We start from the raw sequence: 22,494 nt of genomic DNA, 5'->3' as shown, positions 1-22,494 counted from the left end.
TTTATAATCTTATGAATAAGTCTATAACGAATTTCCATTATAGAGCAGGAAACGAATACTTTAATCCAAATATAGTGTTACTTCATCGACCACTACGCCCTCATCAAGCGCTTTGATACGCAATATGTCCTGTTGCAATGAAGCAACCTTAAATTTAATCGTTCGAATGGCCTGGTTGCGCAAGACATTCTCTTTCCACTCCTCACTTCGTCCAATTGTTTTATAAGAAATGGCAGGCGAATGCTGTTGCCCCAAGGAAACTTCAAAACGCAAATCATCTGAAGAGACCGGGTGTGTAGGCAGCAAGTGGACGACAATGGTAACAGAATCGCCCTTGAGCCCTTTGAGCGGATAACTGGCTTCTACATCCAATGGGATAGCTCCGGCCTGCCCTTCATACCCCAAACCTTCATATCCTATTGAGCCTTTTAGATCTCTACCAGGAATCCGCTTGACGGGCTGATCATTATTGGCCAGTGGAGCAACTGCTTTCCCTTCTATAATCTTATCGAAAACAGCAAGGTTTCTGGGTTTATAATCCATTATCCCCTTCCACTTTCCTTTATTCAAGGCATTGTATTGCGCAGTTAAGGAAACGATTTTATCATACGCATCGTGGCTTTTTTGCCATTCAGCTTTGCCATGACGTGCCAACTGCGCATAAAGGTGTTTTTCATTCATCTTTGCCGCTGCAACAACCGGATACAGCACTAATTCAAAATATGCATCCTTGCGATCCAAGGGGACTGATGCCTCAATTGAGGTGGCTGCATCTTGAATATGTTTATACTGCACCAATCGCTTTTTAATCTGCTGTTCGGACCAAGGTAGGTCTTTCACAATTTTATAGGCTGGATCTTTTTCTTCCGTACGTGTATTTCCCATAAACTCAGGTTTTCGAATATGAGCCAACCGATAATGTTCCTGCATAATCGGCACGATCTTCTTCGCCAAACGACGTCCAAATTCCCGTTGCAAAAATTGATTCAGATGCTGGTAGATGCCTATTTTTTTTACCTGGTCCATATCCCAGGCCATGTCCATCAGGAGTTCAATCTGATATTCAGCAGGCTTAATATCCCCAACATTGACAATCCACATTTTTTTAACATCATGTTGATAAGCTGTATTAAGCTGCTGATAAATCAGCGCCGGACTCATGGTCGACAACCAAAGATAATCATGTGGTCGTCCCCAATAGGAAACATGATAATACAGTCCATTACCACCCGATCTTTTTCTTTCTATCGGATTTGGGAAGTGGGTGATATAACCATAATTATCGTCACACCACATCAGTGTTGTATAGTCAGGAAGATCCATACCGGCCCTATACACGTCTAATACCTCTTTATAAGGTATAACAACCTGAGGAATCTGCGCTGGGTCTGCATTGACATATTTTTTCAACAGACCCGTTTGATCTTTAATGACCTTATTGATCGCATCTTTATAGGCTTCAGTTGTTTTGACGCCTTCCATTGCTCCATCGTGTTTCCCGCGCATACCCAGTGTAAATATGTTATGGGATTGCCCCAGTGTTTTGAGTCGATTGGACCAATAATCAACAATCTCATTTTTATTTGTCAAATAATTATAGGGCCCCCGACCTACGATATCCCATTCCGTCGCACTGTTTCGAGCGAGGGGTTCACAATGCGATGAGCCGATATATATTCCATATTTTTCGGCCATTTCGCGATTTCCCTGGACAAAATAGAAAGGAACAGTTACTTCATGCATTGCTGGCCAAATTGAATTAGCCCGCAGCCTTAATAACAGCTCAAAAATACGTGCATAGGTCTTAGGCCCTATCGTCGCCATTTTTTTTGTTTTGGCTGGATCAATTCCTCCATCTAACTTTGCTTCGGGTTCATAGGTTTTGCTGCTCCAAGGTGTCAATCCCCAGTCCTCATCATTTAAAAAAATTCCCCGGAATTGCACTTTAGGAAATTGCTTGTCTTCAAAATCGACGGGCAGAGAAATTGTTGATTTTTTAAGGGGAACCACATCTGCCCACCAACTCCATGGAGAAACGCCCAATTTTCTAGAAATTTCCATCACTCCATATGCCGTACCTCTAGCATCAGATCCTATCACTAAAAGTGTCGGTACTTTTTCTATCGGAAGCACCTTCAAACAAAACATTTCCCATTGACCTTCCATTTCAGGAAGACGGATATGATAATCTTTTATCAATTTGCCAATTATTGGATCATGCAATTCTCCAACGATAATCCCCCCAGGATCAGCATTGTCGATTCGTTTAAAAGCAGATTGACCAACTTGTTGTGCATCTGCATCCAAAAGTTCCAAAGCGGTTTCAATGATAGGATTTCTTCCACCATAATAAATATCCGCAGCCCGATTATTTTTGATCAGATTGAAGCCTGAGCCGGCAAACAAGGGCACAATTGTCAAACAGAGGTTTATAAAAACTAAAATAGACTTCTTCTGCAAAGCTGGATATATCATATGAATTGAATGAGGCTATTTTGCACCCGACTGAATTCGGATGACAGTTAACGAATAAGGCGGTAATTGCTGGTTTTTAAGCTTGTCAACGGACATGGTCTTTTCTTCGGGTTTTGCCGTTTTACTTTCCAATTCCCCTGTCAACTGAGCGACAAGAGCCGTATCACCCTTCAAATTGAGTTGATCCAATTCCAATTGTATATTGACCGCAACAGGCAAAATATTAACCAGCTTTACAATGAGTGATTGATCTTTCGGATCTTTAACAATAGAAAATGCCACACGCTTCTGTACCTCAACGTCAGCATTAGCATAAACTGTTTCTACTGGAATATATTCGGTTCCGTTATTATGCCCAAATAATTGCTGTACATAATAGGATGGTGTTAAATTTACATCAGTATTGGAGAAATAAATAAGATCGGGGCGCCATTGCGTATAGCCATCTTTGGCCAACAATGGCGCATAAGAGGCCATCTTAACAACGTCACCATTTCTTTCCAATGCCGTGAGATATGCCGCTTCAGCCAATGCAACTTCCAAGGTACTCGCTCGCCCATGAATATGGGCAGCGTATTCGCCCAAATACACCTGTGATTTGCTGCGATCATATTTATCATAGAAGTCTTGATTATGAATAAACCAGCCCGGTGTCTGATAATAGTGTTCGTCCATAATGGGTACATTCAATTTATTAGCGATTTTCCAGCCCTCTACATAGTCGGTTCCTTCAAAAAATGGCCCTGCCGTTCCAATAACCTGTATTTCGGGATATTTTGCACGGATAGCGTTATAGATCATGGTAAAACGCTCCTCAAAAACATTCGATATTAAATCTTCGTTACCAACACCAATGTATTTTAGATGAAATGGCTCGGGGTGCCCCGCGGCAGCTCGTACCTTTCCCCAGGTACTATTTTTATCGCCATTGGCCCATTCAATCAGATTCAGTACTTCCTGGATGTAGTCATCCATATCTTCCATTGGGATACCACATTGTTGTCCACCCAATGGGTGACCATGAGCACCCGAATTTTGGCAGGGTACACCAGCCGCCACTACAGGAACAGCATAGGCACCGATGTCTTCACAAAATTGAAAATACTCGTAATACCCCAAGCCCACGGTTTGATGATATCCCCACATGTTACGCTGTGGCATACGGCTTTCCAGCGGCCCTACAGTATTAGACCAATGGTAGATATTTTCAATTCCATCCCCATGTGCTAAACAGCCACCCGGAAAACGGACAAAACGGGGATTCAATGCAGCTATAGCCTCGGCCAGATCCTTCCGTAATCCATTTTTTCTCCCTTTAAATGTACGCTGAGGGAATAAAGAAATCAGATCCAAATCCAATTGTTGTCGGTCTGTAAATACAAATTCCAATACGGCATCCTTACAGGTTTCATTGGATGTCAATACCAATTGATATTTTTTCCAGTTTTTACTGTCAACAATTACGGATTTCTCATCGAGGATTTTTCCGTCTTTTGTACTTATCCGGATCTTTAGTTTAGGTACTTTACCAACAGTGCCCCTTCCGAAAAACGAAAGATCATAGCGTTCGTTCTTATTTAAGGCAATGCCATCGTAGCCTATATTTCTGAGGATACCTTCACCTTGCAATCTCGCATAATGTTTATTATTAGGATGAATTGGATTGATGCTGTCAATATGAAATTGTCCCGAGCCATCCATACGCCAAGCAGTTTTCGCGTTCCAATTTTTATCACGGCCTTGTTTATCACTCAATTTATATTCAAAGTCTCTATTTTGAATCAATTCTGCATAAAGACCTCCGTCTGCGGCATAATTAATATCTTCAAAAAAAACACCCACCAACATATCACTGATGGACTTCGTTTGCCCTACCTTCGGCGTTAATTTGACATCCAATGGCTTTAGGCCAGGGAAGCGGGCGTCATCGTCAACGCTTCGTTCGGACCATTGTTTTTGCTTAAGCAGCGCGAGATCATAATGCTTGATTAATTCTTTAATAACAGACCATGAAACTTTCAACTTGGTTCCACGTAAACTTTCGCCATTCATGGAGATATTATCACGAGTCAATAAACTGTTTTTCACAAAAGATACCACTGATTTATCCAAATCATTTAATGCAATAAAATAATCTTGTCTGCCCCAATTGAAAAAATCGGATGTAAAAGTATATGCATAAGGACCGTCACTTTCAGTACTTAATTGCCACGCACAGGACCAGCCGCCTCCAGTTCGTGGAAACAATACAGGATTTATCATCCGTTTTTCTGATCCCCAGCGTCCATAATCTGACTTTACAAAGGCAAGTTCTGTCCCGATGGAGTTCCATTGCTTACCATCCAAACTCCAGGCATATAATAGCCCTTCTCTGCCAGCATTCTTTTCTTTTGCATAAGCAAAGAAATAAGCCGAATCCGGTTCAGAAGTCCCGCTGCTATAGGCATATGCAGGGGTAGTGAAAATCCAAAATAGACAAAAAAAGCAGATCGCTTTTGCCAGAAAAAAATAGTAGATTCTAAATTTTAAAGAAACTCGTTCCATTGGTTATAATTAATCAGAAATACTTATAAATGTAAAAATTACATTTATAAAACGCAAATGGCATTATCAAAAGATTACACTGTCATTGACATGTTACGATTACATACTCGTCTCACGATAATTACTCGATTTGAATGAGCTGTTGATAGAGCCTAGAAGTATCGATTACCGCTAACAAGTGGTATGGTATCTCTACACAATGATATTAAACAATTTCGAATTCACTATCCTGCTGTCTCATGGTCAACATCTAAGACAAAGAAAAAGGCCTGCACAAAGCAGACCTTTAACCATTAAATCAATAATCCAAACGTATATCAGGTTTACCGCAATTTAAAAGGTAAAAACCAATTTTTCATATCCATCAACTTGCTACGTACTGCTCCAGCTTTCGGGTTATTTGCTTTCAGCAATTTCTCATAGACTTTATCGGCTAGGAAAGCTGGATCGTTACGGCGTTTTGCTATACGCATCAGGTCAGACCAGCGTTCACCCTCAAACGCTAATTCATAAGCTGATTCTTCGATAATCTTATCCTCCAGATCTGATTTCGGCACGTCGAAGGCTGTCATCATACTTCCGTAACCACCGACTGTACCCGGACCATATTCAATGCCTGAGAATTGCCAACGCGGCATGGTAGCCCGTCCACGGATTCCCGAATTCCGATACCAAACTCCGCGCACAATACTCGCATTGTCGCGTGCGTCAAAATAATAGGGCGAAGACTCAGCATAAGTGGTCCGATTTGTCCCAAATCCTTCATAAGTTATTTCGGATTCCAATTCGAAAAAATTACCCGGGGCAATTGTTCCTGCACTCGTAAACGCACCATAATAAAAGGTACTAATCAGGCCCCAATTCGCTAATGCATAGGCCAAACGTCCCTGACCATCCCGATTGGCAGCCTCAGCAAAGCGCAAGTGCGCCCCTGCCGCTCGATTGATGTTCCAACGACCGCTTTTATTTAACAAGCTTAATAAATCCCCTGAATTATCCGTGAATTTTGTAATCACTGGATCACCATTCGCAGCAACTTCATAAGATAGCTTACTCCGGGGATCCCAGGGAATACCCGCATTATTGGTCTGTGAATTCCATAAATCAATCACCTTTTGGGAGGGCTTAAGTGCATAGTTACCTGACTTAGAAAATAGCTCTATAAAAGGATTTCCAGGGGCAAAAGAGTTGTGATATGGAATTGACCAGTTCCATTCGGAATTCCATTCCCGCACCGTGTTCGATAGCGCAAACATACTTCGCCAGCCTGCTGTTAAGGAATTTACCAAAGATGACCCCTCCTGGGCTCTCGCAAAACTTACATTAAAGTAGCTCCAGCCAATACGGTTGAAATTGAACAGATAATCAATATTACTGTTATTGTCTTCAGCAGACAGCAATCGCTTATAAGTCTTTGCCGCTTCATAATAGTTTCCTTTCCAAAGATAGAGTTCGCCCAGGACATGAGCCTTGCTGATGAACACTTTCTGTGTGCTCGCGCCATCTGTCGTAAAAACCAATGTGCTACCTGTTGGGTAGGCATACGGATCCTGATAAGGCAGGTCTTTTGTGTCACTAATGAGAGAATCAACCAAATTATCGAAAATTGTTTTCGGATAGTTCTCCAAACTTTTAATCTCATCAACACTTTCAATGGTATTTTTGATATAGGGGACATTTCCAAAGTGAATCCCTAATTGTAAATACAACCATGCACGTAGCATAGCGAGGTCAGAATACCGCTGATTGAATTCGGTATTGCTCAACTTACCCTGTCGCTCCATCACCTTGAAGTTCTTCAAGGCATCATTGCAATTGAAGATAATTTTATAAAAAGCAGATGGATCTGCATAAGGATTATCTTCTGCTACTTCATGATTGGAAACTTGTTGCAAATAGGGATTTGCATTTTGTGTGACGTCCATGAGATCGGCCCTTAATTCGTTCAGGACAATATAACGTTCCCCTAACCCAGCTACTTGCCCATAAATCCCAAGCACTACCGCATCAGCATCGGCAAGCGTATTGTACATTTTTGAACTGTCCAATTTATCCTCGGGCGAGAAATCCAACGCTTTCTTACAAGATGTAAAAGATAGGCTACAGGCCAATAAGGCCCAGAGTGAATATTTCGAATATTTTCTGTATGTGATAAACATAGTATATTAAATTTTTATAAACCGATCCTCAATCCCAGCTGCACAGAGCGAACAATGGGTTCCAACGTCACATCAACCCCCTGATGAAAAACATCAGCAGACTGTGCAAATTCAGGATCATAACCTAAATACTTACTAAAAGTCAATACGTTATTGGCAGTACCATATAGACGGACATATTTGATGATACGTTTATTTACTGGAATACCGTACTCAACGGAAAGCTGACGAAGCCGAACATATGAACCGTCTTCTATCCATCGATTTGAAAATCGACTATTTCCCATTGGATCGTTGAGCGCAACGCGAGGCACATCAGTTTCCTGGCCTTCCGCCCGCCATCTATTTTGCAATAGTTCTGTCTGGTTATAAAATGTACTTCCCGACTCTAGTTGTGCCCGTGTATAGTTATAAATATCATTGCCTACGCTGAATGTCACCAATGCACCGAATTTCCAATTTTTATAGGTCAGGCTGTTATTCAATCCGCCCACTAAATCTGGATTGGGATCACCTATGATCATTCGATCACGATCATCAATGATCTTGTCGCCGTTACGGTCTGTAAACTTCCCATCTCCTGCCTGGAAAGGTATTTTATTACCTGTTGCATCTAAAATTGCTAGTCCAGAAGCGGCAGCTTCGGCACTGGTAAGATAGACACCGTTGAACTGGTACCCATAAAAGGCATTGGGTGCGCCACCTTTCTCGCTCACAAAAGTTCCACCGGCATATTGTGTATAGGATGTTTCGGGGAGATCTGTGATCGTACTTTTATAGTGACTTAGTGTCAATGAGGCATCCCATTTGACCGGACCGGTCAGAATACGTCCAAACAAGGAGAAGTCAATACCGCGTGTACGCATTGAACCATTATTATAGAGGTAGTAACTAATTCCCGAAACAGTATTCCCCGAATTATAGGCCAGCATATCACTTGTCCTATTTTGATAGATATCAACGCCTAAATTGATGCGTTCATTCAACAACGAAAGATCCGTCCCAACGTTTATTTTTTCTACTTTCTCCCATTTTAGATAAGGATTGGCAACACCATCGCGCACAAGTCCCTGGACACCTAAAAAGTTCTGGGAGATATAATTCTGCCGCGCATCATAATTTCCAATATCATCATTGCCTGTAATTCCATAACTCGCCCGAAGTTTCCATAATGAGATCGTACTATTTCCTTTTAAAAAATCCTCATTGGACAATAACCATGCAGCTCCAACTGCCGGGAATACTGCATATACCTTATCTGCAAGCTTTAAGCCTCCTTTTGCTTTTTCTCCAAAGCGGGAAGATCCATCCATCGATATGGATGCATTTAAGATATAAGTATTCTTCCAGCTAAAATTACCCATAGCATAGGCCGTCATATTTGCCCATTTACCGATATGCCCTCCATAAACCCGAGATGCCGGTGTTGAGTTACCAATACTGACCAGCTGATCGGTCGCCGAATTATAGCCTAGTGCATAGTCTTGTTCCGAATCATGCTTGTGGTACCGGACTCCACCAATAGCTTCCACTCGGCCCTGAGTTCCTAGATCCTGATTATATTGCAGACGCAAATCATTTGAAATCGAATAATAACGAGCCACCTGCGTACCGAGACGACTATAAACTTCCATATTATTTACCGTGTCCTTTGCGACTCCTTTTTTAGGAATAAAGAAATCCTCTTGCGCTTTATCATAGGTCACGGTAGACAGGTTACTTAACTTAAAATTTGTATTGAATGCATAGTTGAACACCAAAGAACCTAAAAACCGATAGGCCTTTTTATTATTAATCCCATTTTGTGTGATTTGCATCGGGTTGGAATAGCCGAAATAATCAGCTTCTGCATAATTCGGTGAAATGCTGCCGTCTGGAGCAATATCATGCGTATTTAAAAATGGAGACTTAATCAACGAAAGAAACAAAGGATTGGTCTTTGGTGATAATCCCTGATCCTTCAAGCTTTGCTGTCCATAACCCATGGAGATATTGGTCTGAGCAGTTAATTTTTTGGTCAGGTTCATGTCGCCGTTAAAACGTGCCGTATAGCGATTTTGCTTCGTGTTATCCAAAACACCCTGTTCATTGTTATAACCTACCGACAAGGCATACCGTGCTATATTATCTCCCCCTGTAACCCGAAGAAAATAATTCTGGTCGACCGTATTATTAAGCACATCTTTCTGCCAATCCGTTTCATTATGATATTTCGCATATTCTTCGAATTTTGGATTATCATTATTGAAAGGCATATTCGCAATTTCCTCACCACTGTACGTACTCGTTGCTAACAAGTCATTCAAATAACTTCGGTAAGCATAAGACTTCATGACGGGAATACGTTTCGGACGGAAATTATATCCTGTTGTTGCCTGCAAATCGATCTGTGTAGCCAACTCTTTTGAATGGTTTGTATTAATGACCACGACTCCATTGGAGGATTTGGCTCCATAAATATTAGCGGATACAGCGTCTTTCAATACCGTAATATCTTGAATGTCGCGCACATCAATATGCTGCAATGCATTATTGAGATGTCCTGTCGTTATAGAAGGACTCAAATGCTCCGCATTATACACAATACCGTCTAAAATATATAAGGGCTGATTATTGGAATACAGCGATTGCAAGCCGCGAATATTGAGATTTCCGCCAATAGAAGGTGTTCCTGAATGGCGGGTTACTTGTACTCCGGCTAGCTTGCCCTGTAGATAGCTAACGACCGTCTCAGAATTCTGTTCCCAGGCATTGAGTTCCAATTTATCGACTGCGCCAGTATTATTTAAAACTCCATTATCACCAAATACTGTCTCTGTTTTTTTATAGAAAGAACGATACCCGTCAGGGTACAGGACCACTTTCATTGATTTATCCAGCAGTACCGGTACCTGCTTAGCTATATATCCATCCAAAGAAACTTCAACAATTGCATTGGAAACCGGTAGCTCCAAGCGGAAATTTCCTTTACTATCCGTCAATTTTGCAACGTTACTGCCGTAAGTTATACGAGCACCTGCGATGGGTTTATTGGTTTGGCTGTCATAGACAGTACCTTTAACCGAATAAGCAGAAGTAACTTGTCCTTGTTGTTGTATATTGCGGGCGGCAGTATCTTGTTGCGCCCAACTGCTGTGCGCTCCCAAAGTGGAAATAAACAAGATAATACCCAATTTATAATTTATGTTGATCGAACTCATTTCGTTTTGCTTAGTTATTGAATAATCGGGACGAATCGGAGATATTCTAAAATAATAGGACCAGTACCATTGCTCATAACAAGCAAAGGCAGATTCCCATATTGGTCTTGCGTCACCTCACCTAAATAAACTTCTCCGTGATTGAGCGGCTGTACATCAAATGTCATTCGCGTATCGTTTGCACCCAAGTTATTGACGACTGAACGTTTGTATAAATCCACCTCATTCACCGAGATAAGTTTCGGATCAAAAAAGTAGACATATTGGATAAACGCTGCTGTTTGCGGATCACCAGCCAATCCCATAATTGCTCGTCCGTATACTTTATATTTAGCGACGTTCATACCTGTAGCGCGATACTTTACATAAAAGGAAGTAACTTTATGATCATATACTTCAATGTCATTGTATAAATTTCCTTCATTATCTCGCTTTTCCCTGAAAAAGGTATTTGATCGCTTATCCGTTTGCTTGTAACCGATGGGCCTTGCCCCCAATACCTTGATTTCCTTGATCTGATCCGCTAGTGCAAACTCAAGTCGCTTCACACGATAAACAACTCCATTACTGGCCTTTGTCCGCGAGATAATATTTGAGGGGTCAAGACTAAATTTGGTTCCCGCTATTGAAATCAGATTATTTGTAAGTTGATCCGTTGCCAATTCCCCCTCTACAATAAAATCGCGCAACAAAGCCTTTTTAGCAAAAAACGTAGTCGTACTGTCGGGACGGAGCGTATTCCCTTCCTCATAGGCTGTCGCATAGAAAGGTCTTAACTTAGCATACTCGGTCTCAAAATTTTCGTCGTCTACGACGAAATAGGTGTGTTTCTTATTTTCAGTCGTCATATTGCGACGTACTTCCGTATACCATACCGGACTATACCTGTAATATATGATATCACCCTCTGTGGACACTGTATCAAAGGAATTTACAGCCTCAATTTGCTTGGTGTCGGCAAAAAAGGTGCGTACTAGATTAAATATATTCTGAAGAGGCTTTAGGGGACGACCTACCACATGGTACAGTCCATTGCTCGCCACCAGATTCCCCTGAAGAGGTTCAACACCGTCAAATGCGCCATGCGTAAACTCCACATATTTATTGCGAAAGTTTAATGCCTTTACGGTATCAGCTCCTGAATTCACATTATAGACCGAATTGATAATATGGTAGCCTACAAAACTCTTGATCACCGCAGTATCGGAAAAATTATATTGATCCTGTACAGCAGCAATGGCGTCATTAGTTGGTACAATCAAGGTATAATTTTTCGATTCTTTCAACGATTCACCATAGCCCGATTTATTGAGCAGGTCCATAAAAGTTGAAAACTCAGCATGCTCGGAAATAATGGTGTACAAGTTTTTTTGAGCATCGGCATCACCTCCTCCAAAATGATCCTCCCAATTTTTGGAACAAGCAGACAATAAACACATGCCCAATACGACTAGGTAAATTTTATAAATTATAGCTTTCATAATTGTGTATCCTGTTATTTTGGTCTATAAAAAAGTTCACCTGAAATCTGATGAAATCTAGGGTAGTTCTGTTCAAGATCATCTGCGGGGATAAATTGGATCATATCCAGATAGACGGTATTGCTACCACACTTCTTATCTTTGATCGCTTCAAAACGGATGACATGTCGATCAGTCGTCTCGACATTGATAATACCGGCCAAACGGCCAACATTCAATGGAGCTTCACTACCCGATTTTGCCTTGAGTCCACCGGTAATATTATTTACATTGTAATCGCCTACCGTTGCCATGTAACGTTTGTAACCCTGTGCCAGCATCAGATTATCCGCATTTGCATTCGCGAGGTCGCTAACGCCCGAAGCGGTCAGACTTTGATTCAATATGATCGTATTGGGCAGGATTTGTTCATCCCCTTTTCCAGGATTAAACGTCGCTTGAATCTCTGGGGCATCGCCATGCTGGGCATAACAGATCCAGACTTTATACCGTCCTTTTACGAGATATGGAGTCTTAAATTCAATCCATTTTGCTCGCGCACTATTGTTCGCGCAAAGCGACAGACTTAAGAGGTCTCCATTTGCATAAGGGCGCTTCGTTTCTAAGGCTTTATAATAGTAATATCCGTTCGTACCAATGGTCGAAACCGTCAAACTATTAAAGGCAAAAGAATTTGCAATGGTTGCACCATTCGCCACCAATGCCTTCGAACTATTAAAATAGGCGCTTCCCAGTGCGTTGACTAATTCGGGAGAGGTCGCTATATCAAAATACACGGGCACCTGCTGGCGGACCTTAATCTTAAATGGCTGTTTCGCTTCATGCAGCACCCCATTGGACGCCAAGACATCGCTTTGTGATCTGTTGATTTCAGCACCCGCTTCATGAACCCCATTAAACACGTCATCATTCAATAAGATCTGCGCACCTAATAATTTGGTCGAAATAATCTCTTTTGGAGCCAAAGTATAGATCGTATTTGCGGCAACGATGTCTTCCAAGAATTTGATATCGTTGCTTAAATGGTAGGCCATATATAACCACAAACTATCTTTATGGCTTTTTACATTACCAGTCTGTGAATAGGCTGCTTTCATATCCGCATAACTTTTGATTCCCTGTAGCTGCAAAACGGAGTCTGACTCAACAATAGCGGTCTGAAAACGTTTAGCATCCGCCACAGCTACACCGCGTTGATAATATAAAGTATCATAAAACCCAGTCTCTTTTAAAGCCTCGGCAAAAATGGAATAACGAGGATTATTGCCTATCAATTCAGCAAGACTCTGTGCTGGTGGAACCAATACTTTATTTATGGAGTGAATAATGCCGTTACCACAGCTAATATTGGATCTAATAATTTTGGCAGATTTATTAATTCGGTAAATCCCATTTTGCACATCTGTGTATAAATATTCACCTAATAAGCTCGCTGTTTTGATTTTCCCATCAGTAAAACGTGTGCTGCCTACCGTATCCCTAACCACGTGGTATTTGACAAAATCCAATAGCTGCGCATCTGTAAAATCACTCAATCCTGTTTTTCCATTATCTTTGATCCAGGCATTAATGCTCTCATTATTGGGAGCAAACAGTGTGTAGGTACCATACGCACCTAGATAGCCCGCCGTTTTCGAGCGGTATAAGATTTCGGTCAATAAGGAATAATCAGTTTCATGTGCTTCCAAATAACCTGTAATATTCACTTCATCTGAAGTTGAAATTCGATATTTCTCTTTTTGACAGGAAAATATAAGCGCAACAGATAGGACAAACCATGTCCCTATCAGCCAATATTGTTTTCTAAAATTTCTTTTCATAACGATCTATTTTAGGTAAAATGGGTTTTGCTTCAACTGTTTGTCTTTGAAGAGTTCAGTTTCCAAAATGGGAAGATAATGGCTATCCACATCGCGCACTTTATTAATTGCGGATTGGCGTACATTAGCGTCTACAACTTTCGTTACAAGATCTACTAGCACATTGATGTTCGCATAATTATCTTTCTTTGCCAAGCGCAAAAGGTCAAACCAACGTTTACCTTCAAAAGTAAGTTCACGTGCACGCTCGGCGAAGACGAATAGGATGATTCCTTCTAAATCTGTCGCTTCAATATTCGGATCCGTAGCTCTTATGGCTTTACGTTTGGTTCGCAAATCCTCCAGAAGTGCCAATGCTTCCGTCCCTCGCCCGAGCTCTGCCAAAGCTTCAGCACGCATCAACATGACGTCAGAGAAGCGGTAGAGTTGGAAATTGTAGTAGTCGGGTGATTCCGTACCGAATTTTCTCAGATCTCCCGACATACCATACAGGATTCCTTCTCCACGACTGTCGAATAAATCTATATCTGTCCCTTCATTGGAAGGAAAAATCTCATTATTCAAGATATCCACATTGGCTGTGAATGGTCTACGTGCAGTCACGCCAATATTATACATCGGATTTTCACTGGAGTTTTTATGGCTCAACTCCCAAATCGTTTCCATCGTGCCACCATCAAAAATTTCGGGCAGTGCTGCGCCAATTAAACTATATCGTCCAGTTTCTAAAATTTTTGCGGTCTGCTCTTCTACTTTATCGTATTGTTCCAGCCATAGATATACGTCAGCCAACATCGCTCGAACCGCGGGTCTTGTCACCCGACCGGCGTTTGTCGCATTGTAACCCGAAGTATTGACATGGTATTCGGGTATCCAGTCCAAAGCCTGCAAGAGATCTTTCTCGATTTGCTTGAGCACTTCATCGCCAGTGGACTGCCCTACAGAAACAATATCGGTGTCTTTTGAGGTGCCTTTTAATTTTAAAGGGATATCCCGAAAAGTCCGTACTAAATAGAAGTACAAAAAGCTGCGGACAGCTAAAGCTTCCCCCAAATCTGTATTGTATTCTGCCTCTGTAAAAGTAGGATCTGCCAGCTTTGCCTGACCTGCATAATCAATCAGCAGATTACAATTATTTATCGCGGTATAAATAGCACTCCAGTCCGCGATTACATTTGTACTTAAAATATTGTAATTTTTTACCAGGCGATTGTCGTCTGTTGCATAACTTGTCAACCCAACTAGATCGGCCCTAAGTTCGCCCCAAGTGAACAATTGCTGTTCAACAGGTCCTGAATTAAGGGAAGAATAGATACCGATTAAGGCGGCATGGACATCCTCCTTTGTTTTCCAAAATTCTGCACGGGTTATTCCATCCTGCGGCTGTAAATCCAGCCATTTATTACAAGAATTGAGTAAAATGCTTCCCGCAGCAACTAAACTCCATAAAATTGTTCTTTTCATAACCTTGTTTTAAAAACGTGCTGTAATACCTAGTGTAACTGTTTTTAATGGCGGTGTCATTGAATTATCCATTAACACAGTAAATGCATCCTTTAACTTTACGGCAACATCAGGGTCTTGACCGGTATACTTCGTCAGCGTAAATATGTTTTCTACGGTCAAATAAGCGCCAAGCCCCTCGATGTGAAATCGCTGCAAGAACTCTTTCGCAAAGTCATACTTTAAGGTGACTGTACGCAAACGTAAAAATGAAGCATCCTCGACATATCGGCTTGATCCCAAAGAATTATATCCAGTTCCAAACAATGCTCGCGGGATATCTGTTATGTCACCATCCTTACGCCATCTGCGCAACACGGCCGTGCTTTGATTGTTATACCCAAGCATATCAGTCGTATTCATTTTGGTTCCATTAATAATTTGAGATCCTTGTCTGTAGTTAAAGAAGGCGCTTAATTTCAAACGTTTATTATATCCCACATTAAATCCAAACCCACCCGTAAGCTTCGGATTACTATTGCCCAAATACACAATATCCTTTTGATCAATCACACCGTCATGGTTGATATCTTCATACATCGCATCGCCCGCCTGGAATACATAATCGACTGTAGGATAATTAAAACGCATATAAATCGTCTCGCCGTCTGGGCTCACGATGGCATTTCCTTGTGCATCTTTTGCTATGGTAGCTTCCTGATCTTTGTAGACGCCCAAATAGCGAAATCCATAGAAAGATCCATACGGATTATTCTCCTGGAAATAGGTGAAAAATGTTTTGTTTTTTAATGATGATCTAGCATTTTCGCGCGGATAAAGCGGTGATATCTCGCGGATCACATTTTGATTGTGTGCAATATTGAACGTAAAACTGACATCCCATTTTTTATTACGAATGGGCACCACGGTAAAATTTGCTTCCCAGCCATCATTATCCATTGTACCAACATTCATAGCCAGTCCACTATATCCAGTATAGGTCGGAATCTGAATATTGTCCATCATTAAATCCGTTGTTCTATTTTTATAAATCTCTCCACCAAACATCAAACGGTAGTCGAACATCTCTACATCCATACCCAAATTTTGCTGTGTCACCGTTTCCCATTTTAAGTCGGACAACTCTATATTTTTTGAATAGACACCGTTTTCATCCAAATAAGCATAATCATTGGTGCTATATACATTGATATAAGTATAATCACGTCGAGGAGCATTACCACTGCGTCCCCAGCTTGCTCTTAGCTTAATATCTTTTATGGCGTTAATATCTTTCAAGAAATTTTCCCTTCCGATCTGCCAAGCGGCAGAGAAAGCAGGAAATAATCCATAACGATTATCAGGACCAAATTTTGAGTTGCCATCACCACGCAGACTTGCGGCAAAAACATACTTTTTGTTGAGCATATAATTTGCCTGGATTAACGCTCCAATTGAGCGCGATTGTGTCGTTACCGATTTAGCGTCGCCGGTCAATGTGCGCGACGGTACACTGGGGTCCTGCAGATAAGACGATGCCGTATTTGTTGAACTGAGCCCTTGGATCGTATACCGATAGTCTGATGTTAAAAAAGATAGATTGGCTGTAAGCAGATGGTTTTCACCCAATGCAGGCGTAAACAAAAGCCGGGTATTGGTACTCAGTGAAAACTCATCTAAATCTGAGTCCGAAGCCCTATTCACTGTATTTTCCGTAAAAGGTCGGCCTGTTGCCAACTGGGGTAAAAAGAGCTTGGTTTTGTTGTTTCTAATATTTAGCGCTAGTGTACTTACAAATCGCAAGGTATTAGGAATCAATCTATAATCCACATTAAAACGGGTTCCCAAAATATCGCCCAACTGTTTACCAATAGCATTTTGGACCATAGAAAGTGGATTATATGTCCCTGGATAAAATCCTTGCGCCGAAGAAGAAGGATTAAATAGATTACCTGTTAGGTTCCCATATTCATCATATTCCCAAATGGCCTGATTTGGCATCTTACGATAAGCGATATCCCGTACATTAGCATGATAAAGATTATCGTTGTCAACGTGGGTATAGGAGACATCAGACTGAAAACCAATACGCTCTGAAACCACATAATCTAGATTGATACGAGCAGATAGGCGATTTAGCCCTGTTCCAATAGTTGTTCCTTCTTGATTAAAATAACCTATTGAGGCCAGATAGCGTGCTTTTTCACCGCCACCACGTACCTGGAGATTATGATCTTGAAAATACCCCAACTGTGTAATGGCATCTACCCAGTTGGAATTGTTACTATAGTTGTGATATATATAGGTATTATTCGGGTCGTACTGGAACTGCTGCGCATTGTCTGTCGTTGAAAAGACCCTACCCGCATTATAGAATTCTTCAGACAACAAGGTCGAGTACTGATCGCCATTCAATAGTGGAATAGATTCAGGTTGCTTTGAAATAGATCCTTTGAAAGTATATCCCAAGGTGGGAGCACTAACAGTTCCGCGTTTGGTTGTGATAACCAATACCCCATTTGCTCCACGCGATCCCCAAACAGCAGTTGCAGCAGCATCTTTTAATACCGAGATGTCCTGAATATCAGATGGTGCAATATTTAAAAGCTGCCCATATGCATTATCATCAGAAGTTGCAAAGTTGAAATCGTCCGGAATGGTAATATCATAAGGCATACCATCAACCACAATAAGCGGGTCTGTTGCCCCATTTAAAGAAGATGTACCGCGAATCCGGATCTGCATCCCAGCCCCCGGATCGCCTGATACCGTCGTGATATCAACTCCTGGCAACCTTCCCTGCAACGCTTGATCGACAGACACTGATTGCATTTCGGACAGCTCATCCATGCTAATCGTTGAAATTGCTGCTGTATTGCGTTCTTTCGAAATCCCCATACCCGTGCCGTCATTGACAGGTTTTGACTTTGAGATAACAACCTCATCAATCACATTATTTGTCGATTCAATCTGCACATTGATCGTTTTCCTATCCCCTACAGCAATCGCACCTGAAGATTTATAGCCCGTGTAGGAGACCGCCAGTTTCAAGCCTTGCATTCGAGCTCTAAGACTATAGTTCCCCTCAACATCTGTAGTCGTTCCGACAATTGTGCGGTTATCATTATCTTTTAAGACAACTGTTGCTCCGGCGATGGGTTGTTTTGTTCCCTTTTCGGTTACCTTTCCGGTGAGCAAAGTCGCATTATTTTGCGCGTAAACTCCTCCTCCCCAGAAAGTCATCCATACGATGCACCCTATTAAAATCAAATAGTTTATCTGTTTCATCATGTTTTCGGTTAGATTACAGGCCATGCTTTAAATATCCTTTGAGAGAATGTATCAATACGCGCTGTCCAAGTTGATTACTCTGCACAACATCAGCTTCAACGGTTCGGTTAAGATTATCCATCACCTGCAACTTATTAACCAGGTTGACAGCAACCTGTATTGATTGGGCATCCCCGTCTACATTTTTACAAAGCGACTGAAAGAATCCCGTCTTCTTTCCATCGATTGCAAATGAATTTCGCGCAATATGATATTGAATAAACCGGGTTATTTTATCTATAGACGCTTGATCTGCTGGAGCGGATGATGCTGGCAAATCGTTGTTTGCAACCGCATTAGCTATAGCGTCATTGTTCGGAATAAGCAGCGTATAATTCAATCCGAGTTCTATTCCTTTGACAACTCCATCTGTAGCCGAATAAAGTGTGCTTGCAATAAGATATTTATAAAATGAATTGAATGGAGAGGTGGTCTGATCCGCTCCAATATTTTTAAGAAAAAATCCAATATTGGTATTCGATGAAGTCAATCCTCCGTTAAGATAGACCGCAACTCCATTTAATGGCCCCGAAAGGTTATTTCCAATGCTGATTGAATCAATACGGATTTGCTGTGTTTCCGTTGGGCCATCCAAAGTTCCGCTAGAAGACATTTTCATCTGGTTAAACTTTACATACTCACCTGCATAGCTTTCCAATATTCCCTTTCCCGTTAAATCAGGCAAGGGATCGTTTCCTAATGGAATAATATGAGCCATCAGCACCTCTCGCATTTCCGGGGTGCCATTTCCGCCATTAAAACGGATCGGGTCTGAGGTATTATAGGCATCATAGTCAAAGCCCATTTCATATAACTTCTGATCCGATACGAGGATCAACATATAACGAATGGTTGGAATCTTTAAGGTCAAATTCATGCTCATGCGTTCCAATGCGCGACGCATGAAGCTATATTTAGGATCCAATAAAACATTGCCATAGACGGAGTGGAAGACATTGGCCTGTTGACACGCGTCGATACCATAAAATGCACCATTGCTCAACAATTTTGTCTCTTTGATATTGGCCTTTGTCACCTTAGGCAGCTCACCGACAAAGTTTTGCGCTTGGGAGAACTGGGATGGCCACACCTGTGTATTATACAGATGAGAATTTACAAATTCTGTTAAGACAGCAGGATTTGTATAAAAAAGATCTTTTAACGTGGTGCCTTGGGGGTAATACTTTAACAATACACGTTTAGCGTAATTACTTACAGCCTCATTGGTAGGTACCGTGATCGAAAAATTATTGGTTTGGGCATCGTTGGGATCTTCCTTTGCATAATTTTCATTGTTGAGCGCCAAACCAATCCCTGCATATCCTTTAACAAATACAGAATCCTTTTCCCCGGTAAGCACCTCATTCTTCCGTGTTATCTCCGCATTATATGTATAAGAGGCAAAAAAATCCAGAATTGATTTAAATGTGGAGTAACTAATATTATCGCGGAGGTATTGATCGATACTCTTCTCCGCAATCAAAACTTTATTCACAACATGGATATAGCCATTCTCCGCGGAGATATTGCTTCTTGCAGGATCAATTTCAGCTGATCCAACGTTCAACCCCGTATAGCTGCTGTTAGGATAAAATGACTGATAATCTATAGCGCCTAAACCACGCTGGTTCATGTAAGCATCAAAAAAATAGCTAATGTGTTTATTATTGTTATCCGTAGTTGCATAAGCTACATTAGGACCGCGATTTGTTGAGACAAACCGTCTAATCTTGCCATTCCCTAAATCCTCTTTTTCAACAAAGTCATAGTATACAGATCGACGTCGAAAAGCAAAACCTTGCTGCCAACCTTTTGCTGAAAAATAATCGTTCAGCTTTTCAAGTCGCTCACCGTCATAAATCATCGAAGAACGCACAATCTTCTCGGCCAGTTTCGCATCGATCTTTGATACATCACTAATACCATTTTCCTTCATAAATTGATCAAAGGCCTGATCAGTGGGTGCAAATACCGTCCAAGAACCCGCAGTCCCGAGTGTATTTTTATAGCCAGACAATTCAATGCAGCTCAGGTACTTCTTAAAGTCGCCCATTGAATCGAGCTGCTGGTAAATTGGGCTTGCCAGCCAATCGGGTCTACCATAGTAGGCGTCAAAGGCTTCCTTCCTACATGACACTACCGTAATCAATAGTGCAATCCAAAATAGGTTAAATTTGGATGATAACATAGTAAATGTATTAGGTCAATAATTTGATTAATAATAAATACGGCAAGTGCTCGTTGAGATACTTCAAATAATACGTTTTATGAAGCTAAAGTTTGTTCTTTTGCGGTTCATAATTGGTGTAACAAATATATGTCTAAAAGACATTTGTACCAACCTGCACTATCCTGTCTAAATGAGCAAATAGAACATAAAAAAGGTCGGACAAATACTGCCCGACCTTAACGTTATATCAATACAAATTAATTGCCATCTGGTTTGATAACACTATTGATCAAACTTGGTGGCCAATACCAAGTTTTAAAATCATCTGGTTGCTGCGGATCAAAGCCCTGAAAATCGACGATATGGTCTGCTATCTTCAAGTTGTTTTCTTTAATTCCTGTGAGCACCATTTTAGCGATCTCATAGGCACCATAGGGATTGAAATGGGTATTATCGGCAAGATCATTTTTTTGATTTGGAAAAGTATGCGCGGGGTAGTGAACAAATGCTCGTTTAGACTGCTCAACTCCTAATGCCTCGTAAAACAAACTCGTTTTCTGATTAAGATCTATTAAAGGCACCTGAAGTTCTGCTGCGACCTTCCGAGCCGCATCGGGAAAATCACCTAATGTCTGCAACAGTTTTCCTTGTTCATCAAATGCTCGCCGTGCTGTGGAGGTTAAGATAACTGGCAGGCCACCTTTTGCACGAAATTCACGTACAAAATAACGTAAACGATCACTATATCCCTTATAAGCACCTGCATTTTCTCCTTTTTCCTTTTGATCATTGTGCCCAAATTCAATAAATAAATAATCTCCGGGCTTGGCGACAGAGAGAATTTTTTCCAATCTTTTTGAGGACAAAAACGAACTTAGTGCTAGTCCAGATTCCGCATGATTAGCAATGGCCACACCTGCATCAAAAAATCGAGGAATCATTTGTCCCCAAGACGCCCAGGGCTCATCCTCTTGATTAACTACCGTCGAGTTCCCCGCTAAAAATACAGTCGGGACATTGCTTACTGACTCGATTCGAATGGTCGAAATACAATTTGTTTGCTGGAACTCCAAAGTCAACTTATTATCCCAGTCGAGTTTTTGCAGCTCCCTTGGCTTCTTCAATGCTACAGTTTCGCCAGAAGCAATCTTTGGATCTTTGATATGTACAATAAAGGTCCTATCGAAAGATTTATTAAGTAATACCTCTTGGTTTTCAATCTGCAGCCTACGGGATTCAGACCGTACAGTACTGCGGTAAGGCTTATCGTTCAAACCCTGATAGGTAATCGTAATTTTATAATTGCCTTCAGGAACCCTTACCGAAAAATAAAATGGCTTTTCGCTGAAAAGGCTTTTATTCTTTGAATCAATCCTGACATCTTGTTCTGTTGAAAATTCAAAACCATACCCTTGCTTATCCTTATAGGCTTGTGCTTCCCTTAAAGGAATTACAGTCTGGTTTTTCTTAGTACCACCAAAGCGAAATTCCCTGACAATCTGTTCGGCAAATAAAACATGGCAACAGATCTGTATAAAAAATGTGATCGTTAAGATTAGTCTCTTCATCTGTAAGTTTTATTAATTTAGGAGGCTCAAATATAATTTTTCCAATTGATCAGACCACCCTGCGCTTACCTGTGCCTCCCTTTCGCCAACAGTTCAGGACAACTAATCGCTCAATTTTCCGCACCTTTAATCATCATATAATAATTGGTATCATTATTCATAATTTTAGGTTTTTAATAAATAAAAGGTTTCCTCTGCTCTATCTGGAAAACTTTTATTTTTTTGAAACTCTTACTGATAAGATAAAGATGCTCCTACTTGCCGTACCTATTAGGATAAAAATAGGCCAGACAACGAATTGCCT

Annotated in this window: 10 protein-coding genes; all 10 read right to left on the bottom strand. The window is 41.1% G+C overall.

From position 1 onward, the window contains the following. Positions 1–60 precede the first annotated feature (60 nt). Complete coding sequence (locus HS960_RS23055) at positions 61–2,475, bottom strand: glycosyl hydrolase 115 family protein (RefSeq protein WP_182330697.1); 2,415 nt, start codon at positions 2,473–2,475, stop codon at positions 61–63. A 15-nt stretch (positions 2,476–2,490) separates the two neighbouring features. Further along, on the bottom strand, positions 2,491–5,019 hold the full coding sequence (locus HS960_RS23050) for an alpha-L-arabinofuranosidase C-terminal domain-containing protein (RefSeq protein ID WP_182330696.1): 2,529 nt from the start codon (positions 5,017–5,019) through the stop codon (positions 2,491–2,493). Between the two features lie 323 nt (positions 5,020–5,342). After that, positions 5,343–7,178: a RagB/SusD family nutrient uptake outer membrane protein gene (locus HS960_RS23045; protein WP_182330695.1), complete on the bottom strand. Its 1,836-nt coding sequence runs from the start codon at positions 7,176–7,178 to the stop codon at positions 5,343–5,345. A gap of 14 nt (positions 7,179–7,192) precedes the next feature. Continuing rightward, the gene (locus HS960_RS23040) at positions 7,193–10,378 is read right to left on the bottom strand and encodes a SusC/RagA family TonB-linked outer membrane protein (protein WP_182330694.1); all 3,186 of its coding nucleotides are present in this window, start codon (positions 10,376–10,378) and stop codon (positions 7,193–7,195) included. A 14-nt stretch (positions 10,379–10,392) separates the two neighbouring features. Beyond that, positions 10,393–11,859 (bottom strand): fasciclin domain-containing protein, encoded by a 1,467-nt coding sequence (locus tag HS960_RS23035; protein WP_159727328.1) that lies wholly within the window; start codon positions 11,857–11,859, stop codon positions 10,393–10,395. Positions 11,860–11,873: 14 nt separating this feature from the next. Then, the gene (locus HS960_RS23030) at positions 11,874–13,679 is read right to left on the bottom strand and encodes a fasciclin domain-containing protein (RefSeq protein ID WP_159727330.1); all 1,806 of its coding nucleotides are present in this window, start codon (positions 13,677–13,679) and stop codon (positions 11,874–11,876) included. 6 nt (positions 13,680–13,685) lie between these two features. Further along, complete coding sequence (locus tag HS960_RS23025; RefSeq protein ID WP_182330693.1) at positions 13,686–15,143, bottom strand: RagB/SusD family nutrient uptake outer membrane protein; 1,458 nt, start codon at positions 15,141–15,143, stop codon at positions 13,686–13,688. Between the two features lie 9 nt (positions 15,144–15,152). Next, complete coding sequence (locus tag HS960_RS23020) at positions 15,153–18,413, bottom strand: SusC/RagA family TonB-linked outer membrane protein (protein WP_182330692.1); 3,261 nt, start codon at positions 18,411–18,413, stop codon at positions 15,153–15,155. Between the two features lie 13 nt (positions 18,414–18,426). Then, complete coding sequence (locus HS960_RS23015) at positions 18,427–20,640, bottom strand: fasciclin domain-containing protein (protein ID WP_182330691.1); 2,214 nt, start codon at positions 20,638–20,640, stop codon at positions 18,427–18,429. Positions 20,641–20,879: 239 nt separating this feature from the next. Next, a complete protein-coding gene (locus tag HS960_RS23010; RefSeq protein WP_182330690.1) occupies positions 20,880–22,190 on the bottom strand; it encodes a rhamnogalacturonan acetylesterase in 1,311 nt (436 codons plus the stop codon). Positions 22,191–22,494: the final 304 nt, after the last annotated feature.

Origin of the sequence: Sphingobacterium paramultivorum (assembly GCF_014109745.1) — a bacterium.
In the GTDB taxonomy this organism is placed as follows: domain Bacteria; phylum Bacteroidota; class Bacteroidia; order Sphingobacteriales; family Sphingobacteriaceae; genus Sphingobacterium; species Sphingobacterium paramultivorum.
This window is presented reverse-complemented; position numbering and strand designations above follow the sequence as displayed.